Origin of the sequence: Agathobaculum sp. Marseille-P7918 (genome assembly GCF_900625105.1) — a bacterium.
Classification (GTDB): Bacteria; Bacillota; Clostridia; order Oscillospirales; family Butyricicoccaceae; genus Agathobaculum.
The window spans coordinates 62945-75575 of record NZ_UYYD01000003.1; the positions used below are offsets into that span (position 1 = coordinate 62945).

General features: G+C 59.8%; 10 protein-coding genes and 1 tRNA gene. 8 read left to right on the forward strand and 3 right to left on the reverse strand.

Annotation, left to right across the window (positions count from 1 at the left end):
- Positions 1–28: 28 nt before the first annotated feature.
- The 5 genes from EJL02_RS06490 (at position 29) to EJL02_RS06510 (ending at position 6066) form a co-directional block, all read left to right on the forward strand.
- A complete protein-coding gene (locus tag EJL02_RS06490) occupies positions 29–1090 on the forward strand; it encodes a C4-dicarboxylate TRAP transporter substrate-binding protein (RefSeq protein WP_125115611.1) in 1062 nt (353 codons plus the stop codon).
- 114 nt (positions 1091–1204) lie between these two features.
- Complete coding sequence (locus EJL02_RS06495) at positions 1205–1705, forward strand: TRAP transporter small permease (RefSeq protein ID WP_125115612.1); 501 nt, start codon at positions 1205–1207, stop codon at positions 1703–1705.
- Complete coding sequence (locus EJL02_RS06500) at positions 1702–2991, forward strand: TRAP transporter large permease (protein WP_125115613.1); 1290 nt, start codon at positions 1702–1704, stop codon at positions 2989–2991. The genes EJL02_RS06495 and EJL02_RS06500 overlap by 4 nt, the downstream gene beginning before the upstream one ends.
- Before the next feature lie 87 nt (positions 2992–3078).
- The gene (locus tag EJL02_RS06505; protein WP_125115614.1) at positions 3079–4569 is read left to right on the forward strand and encodes a tagaturonate reductase; all 1491 of its coding nucleotides are present in this window, start codon (positions 3079–3081) and stop codon (positions 4567–4569) included.
- A 15-nt stretch (positions 4570–4584) separates the two neighbouring features.
- Positions 4585–6066, forward strand: a complete 1482-nt coding sequence (locus tag EJL02_RS06510; RefSeq protein ID WP_125115615.1) for a UxaA family hydrolase — start codon at positions 4585–4587, stop codon at positions 6064–6066.
- Positions 6067–6340: 274 nt separating this feature from the next.
- On the opposite strand, the gene EJL02_RS06515 is transcribed toward EJL02_RS06510, so the two are convergent.
- From EJL02_RS06515 to EJL02_RS06525, 3 genes are read right to left on the reverse strand one after another with little or no spacing between them, the layout of a single operon-like run.
- Positions 6341–7843, reverse strand: coding sequence for an AAA family ATPase (locus EJL02_RS06515; protein WP_125115616.1), 1503 nt, complete (start codon positions 7841–7843; stop codon positions 6341–6343).
- On the reverse strand, positions 7840–9129 hold the full coding sequence (locus EJL02_RS06520; protein WP_125115617.1) for a vWA domain-containing protein: 1290 nt from the start codon (positions 9127–9129) through the stop codon (positions 7840–7842). The genes EJL02_RS06515 and EJL02_RS06520 overlap by 4 nt, the downstream gene beginning before the upstream one ends.
- 12 nt (positions 9130–9141) lie before the next feature.
- Positions 9142–10113 (reverse strand): leucine-rich repeat protein, encoded by a 972-nt coding sequence (locus tag EJL02_RS06525; protein WP_125115618.1) that lies wholly within the window; start codon positions 10111–10113, stop codon positions 9142–9144.
- Positions 10114–10638: 525 nt separating this feature from the next.
- Between EJL02_RS06525 and EJL02_RS06530 the strand changes: the two genes are divergently transcribed.
- From EJL02_RS06530 to EJL02_RS06540, 3 genes are all read left to right on the forward strand, one after another.
- The gene (locus EJL02_RS06530; protein WP_125115619.1) at positions 10639–12009 is read left to right on the forward strand and encodes a TrpB-like pyridoxal phosphate-dependent enzyme; all 1371 of its coding nucleotides are present in this window, start codon (positions 10639–10641) and stop codon (positions 12007–12009) included.
- 36 nt (positions 12010–12045) lie between these two features.
- A complete protein-coding gene (locus EJL02_RS06535) occupies positions 12046–12375 on the forward strand; it encodes a DUF1622 domain-containing protein (protein ID WP_125115781.1) in 330 nt (109 codons plus the stop codon).
- A 165-nt stretch (positions 12376–12540) separates the two neighbouring features.
- A tRNA-Arg gene (locus EJL02_RS06540) sits at positions 12541–12617 on the forward strand.
- Positions 12618–12631: the final 14 nt, after the last annotated feature.

Genomic DNA, 12631 nt, shown 5'->3' on the forward strand with positions numbered 1-12631 from the left:
TAAAAGACAAGAGAAAAGGAGAATCACTATGAAAGCAAACGTAAGCAAGAGACTGCTGGCCATGCTGCTGTGCGGCGCGATGGCAGCGAGCCTGACCGCGTGCGGCGGTTCGAGCAACGGGGACTCGACGGATGACAGCGCTTCTTCTGCCTCGGGCGATGTGATCGAACTCCAGATCGGTTTTGAGAACTCGATCTCCGAGCCGATCGGCCAGGGCATTGAGAAGTGGGCGGAACTGCTGGAAGAGGCTTCCGGCGGCACCATGACCATCACTCCTTACCCGGACAGCCAGCTGGGCAGCAAGAACGAGCTGATCGACTCCATGATGCTGGGCGAGCCGGTTTGCACGCTGGCTGACGGCGCGTTCTACGCGGACTACGGCGTACCGGATTTCGGCATCGTATTCGGGCCGTTCCTGTTCGACAGCTGGGATCAGTGCTGGACCCTGATCGAGTCTGATTGGTATGCTGAGCAGTCTGCCAAGCTCGAAGAGAAGGGCCTGAAGATCCTGACCTCCGACTGGAAGTATGGCGCTCGTCACACCCTGACCGTATCCCCGGTCAACACGGTTGACGACCTGGCCGGCATGAAGATCCGCGTACCGAACAACCAGATCCAGTCCTACGGCTTTGACGTTCTGGGTGCGGTTTCCACCGGTATGGACCTGGGCGACGTTTACCAGGCTCTGCAGACCAAGACCATCGACGGCGCTGAGAACCCGATCGCTACCCTGTACGGCCGCAAGCTGCACGAGGTTGCCAAGTACCTGATCCTGGATGGCCACGTACTGAACTTCACCACTTGGGTTTGCTCCGCTGACTGGTTCAACAGCCTGACCGAGGAGCAGCAGAACTGGCTGATCGAGACCGGTAACGAAGCTGGTCAGTACAACAACCAGGTTCTGGACGAGCAGGAAGCTGATTACCTGCAGCAGATGAAGGACGAGGGCGTTACCGTTGTAGAGCCGACCGAAGAAGTTCTCCAGGGCTTCAAGGACAAGGCACAGGCGTTCTACGACATGGGCGACACCTTTGGCTGGTCCGACGGCCTGTATGAGACTGTTTGCGAAGCAATGGGCAAGCAGGCCTGATTGGAAGAATCCGATTATACACACATATAAAGAGATGAATTGACTTCCAACCGGCAGCGGCAATGCATGTTCTGCCGCTGCCGGTTATTCATTTCCTAAGGAGGGTAAAAACACATGAAGCAAGGCAGTAAGCTGCGCGCGGTTGTGTGCAATCTGGATACGATTGTAGCCTCCGTGGTGCTGGCGATCCTGATTGTTCTGACCTTTGCGGGCGTTATTTTCCGCTATGTGCTCGGCGCACCGTTCACCTGGCTGGAAGAAGTGCAGACGTCCTGCATGGTATGGATCGTATTTGCAGCGGCGGGCGCGGCGTTCCGTGCCGGCAACCAGGTTGCAATTGAAATGATTGTCGATATGATGCCGAAGAAAGTGCAGAAGATCGCGGAAATCTTTATTTCCGTTGTGGTCGTTGTTGTTCTGGCTTACCTGTTCTATCAGAGCATCGGCTTTATCAACATCTTTGTTCAGAGCGGCCGTTCGACTCCGATGCTGAAGATCCCGTACGCATTTGTCTATGGCATTGCGCCGGTATCCTATGTATTGATGATCGTCAGCTATTTCTACGCTATGATCAAGGGCGTAAAATCCGAGGCAAAGGAGGCGCTTGAGTCATGAATGGAGTACTTGCACTTGCGTCTATCATTATGCTCGTGCTGCTGTTCCTCAAGGTGCCGGTCTTTATTTCGGTGCTCGGCGGCGCAGCCGTATATTTTGTATTGAACCCCGGCGTAAATGCGATCGTATTCGCGCAGCAGGCAATCACCGGCGCGGAAAGCATTTCGCTTCTGGCAATCCCGTTCTTCGTATGCGCCGGTATCATGATGAACTACACCGGCGTTACCGCCCGAATCATGGGCTTCTGTGAAGTGCTGACCGGCCGTATGTACGGCGGCCTGGCACAGGTTAACGTTCTGCTGTCCACCCTGATGGGCGGCCTGTCCGGTTCCAACCTGGCTGACGCTGCAATGGAAGCCAAGATGCTGGTTCCGGAAATGGAGAAGAAGGGCTTCTCCAAGGAATTCTCCACGGTTGTTACCGCGGCTTCCGCTATGATCACCCCGCTGATCCCGCCTGGAATCTCGATGATTCTGTACGGCTGCATCGCGAACGTTTCGATCGGCGACCTGTTCATTTCCGGTCTGGGCGTAGGCGCGCTGCTGTGCATCACCATGATGATCGTGGTTCGTTTCGTATCCAAGGCGCGTGGCTATGCTCCGCTGCGTACCACCCGCGTTACCGGTAAGGAATTCGGCGCGGCTCTCAAGCCGGCAATCCTGCCGCTCTGCCTGCCGATCATCATCATCGGCGGTATCCGTCTTGGCCTGTTCACCGCTACCGAAGCCGGTGCGGTTGCTATCATTTACTCCATGCTGCTTGGTCTGATCTACCACGAGATGCGTTGGGACGACCTCAAGCGTGGCTTCAAGGAAACCGTATGCACCACCTCTTCGATCATGCTGATCGTGGCCGCTGCCGGCGTGTTCTCTTGGGTACTGACCAAGGAACGTATCCCGCAGCAGCTGACTGAGTGGATCGTTGCCACCATCGACAACAAGTACATCTTCCTGCTGATCGTCAACATCTTCCTGCTGATCGTCGGCATGTTCATCGAAGGCAACGCTTCGATGATCATTCTGGTTCCGCTGCTGCACCCGATCGCTCTGGCGTACGGCATCAACGAGATCCAGTTCGCGATGACCTACATCTTCAACAACGCTATCGGCGCTCTGTCGCCCCCGATGGGCACTCTGATGTTCGTTACCTGCGGCATCACCGGTTGTAAGACGGGCAAGTTCATCAAGGAAGCAGTCCCGTTCTACCTGTTGCTGCTGGTCAACCTGCTTCTGATCACCTATGTACCGGTGTTCTCTACCGGTATCCTGTCCCTGTTCGGCGGCTGATCGTTTTCGGTTCATCGATAAGGTTTTTGTCCGGTACGGCGGAGGTTTCTCCGCCGTTTCCGGGTTGATTCAATGAGGAGAATGATGATGGAAAAGCTCAATTATGAAGTGCTGAAAAAGTCCGGCTACACGGGCTATATTCTGGAAAAGGCACCGGAAAAGATCCTCCAGTTCGGCGAGGGCAACTTCCTGCGTGCATTTGTGGACTATTGGTTTGATATGTCCAATGAAAAGGTTGGCTGGAACGGCAAGGCTGTTCTGGTGCAGCCGATCGCGCCCGGCCTTGCCAAGCAGATCAACGAGCAGCAGGGCCTGTACACCCTGTATCTGCGCGGCCGCGAGAACGGCGAGAAGGTAGACCGCAAGCGCGTGATCTCCTCGGTTTCCCGCTGCCTCAACCCCTATGAGAAGGCGGACTACGACGCGATGATGGAAGTCGCGGTTTCCGACGACCTCGAGTACATCGTGTCCAACACCACCGAGGCCGGTATCGTTTACGATCCTGCCTGCCAGAAGGACGACTGCCCGCCGTCTTCGTTCCCGGCCAAGCTGACCCAGGTGCTGTACAAGCGCTGGCAGGCCGGCAAGAAGCCGCTGGTTATCCTGTCCTGCGAGCTGATCGACAACAACGGCAAGGAACTCGAGAAGTGCGTTGGCCAGTACATCGAGCAGTGGGGTCTGGAAGCGGACTTCAAGGCTTGGTGCGGCGAGTGCACCTTCTGCTCGACGCTGGTTGACCGTATCGTTCCGGGCCGCATCAAGGATCCGGCAGAGGCCGCCAAGATGGACGAGGAGAACGGCTATCACGACGAACTGATCGATGTCGGCGAAGTATTCGGCGTTTGGAACATCGAAGGTCCGGAATGGCTGGCAGACAAGCTGCCCTTCAAGGCGGCTGGCCTGAACTGCATCGTTGTACCGGACGTTACCCCGTACAAGAAGCGCAAGGTTCGCATCCTCAACGGTGCGCACACCGGTTTTGTCCTCGGCGCTTACCTCGCGGGCTTCGACATCGTGCGCGACTGCATGCACAACGAGCACATCAAGGGCTTTATGAACAAGATGCTGCACGAGGAAGTCATTCCGACCCTGCCGCTTGACAAGAATGATCTGGAGAACTTCGCGGCAGCGGTAGAAGACCGCTTCAACAACCCGTTTGTTGACCATGAACTGATGAGTATTTCGCTCAACTCCACCTCCAAGTGGAAGGCCCGCAACATGCCCAGCTTCCTCGAGTACATCGAGAAGGAAGGCAAGCTGCCGGTTTGCCTGACCATGTCGCTGGCTGCCTACATCGCGTTCTATTCGACCGATGTGCAGGAGCTGACCGACAAGGGTCTGGTCTGCAAGCGCGCGAAGGGCAACACCTATACCTGCTCGGATGATCGCTGGGCGCTCGAGTTCTACTGGAACCACAAGGACGACAGCGACGCCGATCTGGTACACGCTGTGCTGACCAACGAGCAGATGTGGGATCAGGATCTGACCAAGATCGACGGCGTAGAAGCTGCGGTTCTGGCCGACCTGACCAAGATCCGTACGGAAGGCGCGGAGGCCGCGTTCGCTTCCTGCCTGTAAGCGGGAGGACCTGATATGACAAAACTCATTCGCATCACCGAGCGGGATAATGTCGCGGTTGCGCTGCATCCCGTTGCAAAGGGCGAGACCCTGACCGCGGGCAGCGTGACTGTCACCGCGGCCGAGGATATCCCGCAGGGCCATAAGATTGCGCTCGAGCCGATCGCAGAGGGCGCAGCGGTCGTCAAGTACGGTTACCCGATCGGCCACACGACCGCAGCGGTCGAGACCGGCATGTGGGTACATACCCATAACATGAAGACCAACCTGTCCGGCGAAGAGGAATACACCTATACGCCGGATGTGCCGACCGTGTCGGCAGTTGAGCCGGAAACCTTTATGGGCTTCCGCCGCAAGGACGGCCGCGCTGCCGTCCGCAACGAGATCTGGATCATCCCGACCGTCGGCTGTGTCAACGACGTGGCAAAAAAGATGGTTGCGGACAATCAGGATCTGGTCACCGGCTCGATCGAAGGCCTGTATACCTTTACGCACCCCTATGGCTGCTCCCAGACCGGCGCTGACCATGCCCAGACCCGCAAGCTGCTCGCGGCGCTCGTGCGTCATCCGAACGCAGCGGCGGTACTCGTGCTCAGCCTCGGTTGCGAGAACTTGCAGCATGACCAGTTCCTGGAGGAGCTCGGCCCCTACGATGAGAACCGCGTCAAGTTCCTGACCTGCCAAGACGTCGAAGACGAATTTGCAGCCGGCCGTGAGCTGCTCGAGCAGCTCGCCGCGTATGCGGCGCAGTTCACCCGCCAGCCCATCCCGGTCAGCGATCTGGTGATCGGCATGAAGTGCGGCGGCTCGGACGGCCTGTCCGGCGTAACTGCCAACCCGACCGTCGGCGCGTTCAGCGATATGGTGATCGCCCGCGGCGGTTCGACCGTGCTGACCGAGGTGCCCGAGATGTTCGGCGCCGAGGGGATGCTGCTCAGCCGCTGCGTCAACCGCACGGTATTTGACAAGGCAGCCAGCATGCTCAACAACTTCAAGGATTATTTCATCAGCCATCACGAAACCGTGTACGAAAACCCGTCGCCCGGCAACAAGAAGGGCGGCATCACGACGCTCGAGGATAAGTCCTGCGGCTGCGTGCAGAAGGGCGGCACGGCTCCGATTGTGGACGTGATCGGCTATGGTGATCCGGTGACGGCGCACGGCCTGAATATGCTGTACGGCCCGGGCAACGACCTTGTTTCGGCCACGGCTATGACGGCGGCAGGCGCGCACATCGTGCTGTTCACCACCGGCCGCGGCACGCCGTTCAGCGCGCCCGCACCGACCATCAAGATCGCCAGCAACAGCCAGCTCGCGGCCAAGAAGTCCGGCTGGATCGACTTTGACGCCGGCCCGGTGGCTGACGGCGAGCCGATCAAGGACGCTGCTGCGCGTCTGTTCGATCTGGTACTGCAGGTCGCAAGCGGCCAGAAGTCCAAGAGCGAGCAGCTCGGCTATCGTGAAATCGCGATCTTTAAAGATGGCGTAACGCTTTGATACCTACCTAATTTCCTTTTCTACTTTCTTTGAACGGGAAGCGCCGCAGCGGGAACGCTGCGGCGCTTCTCTTGATCTCGATCGGAACCACGGTTCCGATCGAGCGAGGCTGTGCCGCGCAAAGCGCGGACACAGCTGGAGCGCGATTTTGCGCGGCAATGTGCATGCAAAATCGCTTTCTTGTATGAAAATGCCCGGCAGAGCTGGGCATTTTGATGAAAAGAGCCGCCGGGAGGCGGCTCTTTTCTGTTGGATGCGCGCCAAGGCGCGATGATTATTCCTGCGGCTGATCGGCTTGGCGGGTCTGCTGGATCTCGTCCAGCAGATGCTTCTGCGTATCGTCGAACAGCAGGCGCTTGTTGTGCGCAAAGTACGCGTCGCACCCGAAATTCTGGATGAACCATGAGGTAAAGTAGTTCGCGGTCAGCTCGGTGGCGAACAGCACCATCTCTTGGCTGTCGCCGATCGCCTCGTCGAGGAAGGCAAAGGCATTGGCGAGCGCGCGGTCGGTTTGGTCGGCCGCGTCTGCGCGCGCCTGTACATCGGCTTGGAATTTCTCTTTGAGGTAGTCGAACGCGCGGCCGGAGGGGATTTTTTCGAGCGAAAGCCCCTGCCGGAAGGCGTCCAGCCGTTCGATTTCGCGCGCGGCGACAAATAGTGCGTCGCGGTCGGTCGAGCCGGCGGCCCGACGGCGGGACAGCGCCGCACGCTTGTCGTCGAGCAGCGTGCCGAGCGTCTTTTCGCCCTCGCGGATGCGGATGAGATCCTGATGCAACGCGTCAGTCAGGCCGTCGAGCCGGTAGGTTTCGCGCGCGGTGTCCGCGAGCCGGGACAGCAGCAGGCCCAAAACGCCCAGTTTTTCGTCAAACGGCGCGCCGGACAGTTCGGAGGCCCGCACGCGCTCCCAGGTGCCGTCCAAAATCTCCTCGACGCGGTAAACGCGCTTGTATTTGTCGTATAATTGCAGATAGTTGGCGAAATCGCTCGCCACACGCGGCAGCTGCAAATACTGCTCGACGACCTGCCGGTCGACCGAAAGGCCAAGCGTTTCGTACACCTGCATCAGTTCGGACAGATCCTCCCAGCCGCGCGCGGTGACAAATTGCAGGCCGTCGGCCGTGGCTTCCACGCGGTAAAAATGGTCGCGCCGGATCTCCAGATAGGACAAAATCGCGCCATGGATACCGCGCCGGTAGGCGTATTCCTTCCAGACCGCGAAATCCTCCTCCACGTCGATGCGCTTGACGCGGTCGAGCGTCACGACGTCGAACTCGCGCACGGATTTGTTGTATTCGGGCGGGTTGCCTGCGGCAACGACCACCCAGCCCGCGGGCAGCTGCTGGTTGCCGAAGGTCTTACACTGCAAAAATTGCAGCATCATGGGCGTGAGCGTTTCGGAAATGCAGTTGATCTCGTCGAGGAACAGGATGCCCTCGGAAACGCCCGTGCGCTCGATCTCGCGATACACCGAGGCAATGATCTCGCTCATCGTGTAGGCCGTGACCGCGTATTCCTGTCCGCCGAACTTCTCGTGTTCGATGTAGGGCAGGCCGAGCGCGGACTGGCGCGTGTGGTGGGTCAGTGTGTAGGACACCAGTCCGACGCCGGTCTCGTCCGCGATCTGCTCCATGATCTGCGTCTTGCCGATGCCCGGCGGACCCATCAGCAGGATGGGGCGCTGCCGGATGGGCGGGATGCGGTATGCGCCGAACTCGTCGCGCGCGAGATAGGCGCGCAGCGCGTTTTTGATTTCGTTTTTGGCTCGTTTGATGTTCATATCGGTTCTCCTATCTCGTCCTCGCGCAGTACGGCGCGGATTGCCCACGGCGGGACGTTTTCGGGGTAGGCGCCGCCTTCGAGCATGACGAAGGCCGCGTCGTATTTGGGGCGCTTTTTGGGGTAAATCCCTAAGCCGTCGGTGAAGTAAATCAGCCCGCGCAGGTGGTGGAACGCGCCCTCGCTCACCAGTCGGTCCACATACTCAAACACCGGTCGAAAGTCGGTGGCCGATTGGCCGATCAGCTCGAAATGCTCCATGTAGTCGGCGAGGTCGCGGGCGTTTGTGATGCGCTTGTCCGCGCGGATCTGGTCGTCGCACTGGAGAATGCGCAGGTTGATGTGCCGGAAAAAGCTCTCGCTGTTCTGCAATAACTCATAGGTGCGCGTGAGAAAGCTGCGCACCAGCTCGCCCGAGGTGGACATCGAAGTATCGATCGCGATGACGAAATCCTCGATCTTGCGCACCTCGCGCGTCTCGAGCGGCTCGATGAGCGGCATGTTGCCGAAGTGCCGCAGGCCATAGGCATAGTAGCCGTAGTCAAAGGAATCCGCGTCCACCGCGACCTCCTCGCGCAGCGCGGCGAACCGCCGCAGGAAGGCGCGGTAGTCGGTGGTTTGCTGGGTGGTGACGGACAGCTGCTCGCGCACGGCTTCGCCGCCGGTCGCCTGATTCGAGAACACGGTCTCCATCGCGGTCTGCGTGCGCTCGGCGCGCTGCTGCCACTGTCTGTCCTGCTCGTCGTCGCCTTCTTCGGGCCAGAGCGTGTGCTCGTCCACGGCGAATACGCGGGCGAGTGTGGCGCAGTCGTAAGAGTTCAAGCGGTCGCGGCGGAACTGCCGGTAGACCGCCTCAGCGGTCAGCACGGGCATCTCGGCGCGCAGAGAGCGGTACAGGTTCTGCCGCCGCACGGACGGCTTGTCCGCCTGCAAACAGCGGTAATCCAGCGTGTCCAGTATGCTTTCGACCGCAACATCACAGGCCAAATCCCATAGATCGCGGTCGCGGCCGCGCGTTTTGGCCGGGTGACGCAGCAGGCAGTGAAACACGCTGTGCAGATACGCGCGATTGACGCGCGGGCGGCCGCGCTCGAATTGCTGCGCGAGCCACGCGCCGTTGAAATACAGGCTGCGCGCGTCGGTCGCAAGGGTTGCCGTGTCAAACCCGTCCGAGACGGCCAGCGCGGACAGCGCCGCATCCAGAAAGGGCAGGTTCATATATAATTCGGTGCGGGCGGAGAACAAGATCTCGCGCCCGAGGGCGTTCCAGCGTTCGCTTTGGGGCATGGAAAGCCTCCTTTACAGGTCGAAGGTTTTAGCGCGGCCCTTTGCCGCGGTTTTTCCCGTTGCGGCGAGCAGCACGGACAGCGCTGAGGTCTGTTCCTTTTCGCGGGCGGCATCGCAGGCCGCGTCCACATCGGCGGCGGTCAGCACGCCGAGCGACAGCAGAAAGGAGATCGCCGCGCTTTCGCCTGCGGCAGCGCAGGCGCGCAGCAGCGCGCCGCCGTGCGCGCGTAAGCAGTCAAGGTAGGCGTCGCGCGCCGCGTCCGACAGGGCATAGGGCACGGCCAGCCGCCGCGCGGCGACCCGCGCCGCGACCGCAAAGTCGTGCCGCTCGAGCAGGCCGGACAGCGCAAGGTCGTACTGCCGGAAGCTCAGCACGCCCGCGTCAAAGCACTGGCGGTAGCCGTAGCCCGCGCCGTGGATGCGGCGCTGGAAGATGTGCGCGGGGGAGAGGTCCTCGAGTTCCTCGGTGTAGGCGGGAAACAGCAGGCGCGCGGGCGCGCCGCCTGCAAACTGCACATCCAGCTCGCCCGCGTGCTCGCCCAGCAGCTTTTGCAGGCAGGTGGGGGCGCCGGGATCGGCGTGCAGTATAATGGTGCGCAGCGCGCGGCAGTTCATCAGCGCGCCGCCGCCGAAGTCGGTGACGGACTGGGGCAGCGTGATAGTTTCCAGCCGGCGGCAGTTGTAAAACGCGTAGCTGCCCACGCTTTGCAGCGCGGCGGGCAGCGTGACGGAGCGGATCGCGTTCGCATCGTGCGTTGGTGCTGGGCCGCCGCAGCTGACGCGCACGGAAAAGGTCTCGCGGCCGGACAGATCGGGCGTGCGCTCGCTGAGCGCGTAGGGGCCAAGCTGCACAACCGGCACGCCGTCTATCGCATCGGGCAGCGTGACTGCGTCGTCGCGTGTCTCGCACCGCAGGATCGCGATGCCGCCCGATACGCGCGCGCAGGTCAGCAAAAGATCGTTTTCGCCTTGAATCACCGGCATGCGGGGCCCTCCTTTTTCAGATGATTTTCGTCTGGATTGATTATAGCACAGCCGCGGCGGGGCGGCAAGGCGCGGAAAAGACCGGCGAAGGGGCACCTCTTATGATAATAAAATATCATGGTAATAATTTATATTTTTTCTCAAAAACCGCTTGACAAACGGGTGTACTGCGAATATACTGTGACCATACCGACAAACCAATGACGAAGACGAGTAGCAGGGAGACCGAACCTCCAAGAGAGTCGCGGGCGGTGAGATCGCGGCAGGCAAGGACCCGGTGAATGGACTTTAGCAGGGCAAGGCGAACGGGGGCGACCCCAAGTAACTGCGACGGGGACTCCACCCGTTATCCGGGGAGCACATATTGTTGGATATGTGAAAGAGAGCGGGCGCATTGCTGCGTCAACTTGGGTGGTACCGCAAGAGTTTGTATTTTTTCAAGCTCCTGTCCCATGGATTTTCATGGGACGGGAGCTTTTTATTTTGTTTTCCCACATAATTTTCATATAAAGGAGAGAACCTACCATGGCAAAGATTCCGCACAGATTGTATTTAACCGAAGATCAGATGCCCAAGCAGTGGTACAACCTGCGCGCTGACATGAAGCAGCAGCCCGATCCACTCCTGCACCCCGGTACGCATGAGCCGCTGCCCGAGGAGGCGCTCTACCCGATCTTCTGTGAAAAGCTCGCGCATCAGGAGCTGGACAGCACGACCCGGTATTTCGATATCCCCGAGCCTGTGCTCGACATGTATAAGCTGTACCGTCCGTCGCCCCTGTGCCGCGCATACAATCTGGAAAAGGCGCTCGATACCCCGGCGAAGATCTACTACAAGTTCGAGGGCAACAACACCTCGGGCAGCCACAAGCTCAACTCGGCCATCGCACAGGCGTATTACGCCAAGGAGCAGGGCCTCAAGGGCCTGACGACCGAGACCGGTGCGGGCCAGTGGGGCACGGCGCTCTCCGAAGCGTGCGCGTACTTCGGGCTGGACCTCAAAGTCTACATGGTCAAGGTTTCCTATGAGCAGAAGCCGTACCGCAAGGCGGTCATGCAGACCTTCGGCGCAAATGTCACGCCTTCGCCGTCCAACACCACCGAAGCGGGCCGTGCGATCCTCGCGGAAAATCCGAACACCGGCGGCTCGCTCGGCTGCGCGATCTCCGAGGCGGTCGAAGTGGCCACCACGCATGAGGGTTACCGCTATGTGCTCGGCTCGGTGCTCAATCAGGTGCTGCTGCACCAGTCCATCATCGGTCTGGAGAGCAAGCAGGCGATGGAGATGCTGGACGAATATCCGGATATCGTCATCGGCTGCGCGGGCGGCGGCTCCAATCTGGGCGGCCTGATTGCGCCGTTCATGCAGGATAAGCTGCTGGGCAAGGCCGACCCGCGCATCATCGCGGTCGAGCCTGCGTCCTGCCCGTCGTTTACCCGCGGCAAGTACGCGTACGACTTCTGCGACACCGGTCATGTGACCCCGCTGGCGCGTATGTACACGCTGGGCAACGGATTCATGCCGGCGGCCAACCATGCGGGCGGCCTGCGGTATCACGGCATGAGCCCGATCCTCTCCAAGCTGTATCACGACGGCTATATGGAAGCGGTTTCCGCCAAGCAGACCGACGTGTTCGATGCGGCGGTGCAGTTCGCCAAGGTCGAGACCATCCTGCCCGCGCCCGAGTCCAGCCACGCGATCCGCTGCGCGATCGACGAGGCGCTCAAATGCAAGGAGACGGGCGAGGCCAAGACCATTCTGTTCGGCTTGACGGGCACGGGATACTTTGATATGTCGGCGTACGAAGCATACCATAACGGCACGATGACGAATCATGTGCCGAGCGACGAGGAATTGCAGATCGGCTTTGATACGCTGCCGGCTCAGCCGGAATAAACCCCATTCCCTGCGGAGGTGAGGCCTGCCGTGGATATGGCGGAGCATGTGCTCACGTTTGCCGTTTCCTGGGCGATCCTGTTATTTGAATATGTTGGCGTGGCGGTGATCGCGGTTGCCGGTGCACAGGGCGTCTGGCATTATGTGCGCCGCGACCCGCTCACGCGCCTGACGTTGGCCAAAGGGCTGGCGATGGGGCTGGAATTCAAACTGGGCAGCGAGATCCTGCGCACGGTGATCGTGCGCGAACTGCGGGAGATCGCGTTGGTCGGCGCAATCATCGTGCTGCGCGCCGCGCTGACCGTGCTCATCCACTGGGAAATCAAAAACGAAGAGCAGGCCGCGGAAACCTTGCCGCAAGCCTGAACAGGCCCGCCGGGAGCGTGTCTCCCGGCGGGTTTTCTATAGGCGCCCGAGCGGGCGGCCGCCCTGCATCAAAAGCAGGAAAAAAGAAAATTAAAAAAATTTCAAAAAAAGATTGACACATAGGGGATGATGTGGTATTCTAATTAGGCAGTCGAAACTGCGAATGCGCCAGTAGCTCAGCTGGATAGAGTGTTTGGCTACGAACCAAAAGGTCGGGGGTTCGAATCCCTTCTGGCGTACCACGAAAAACCGGTAT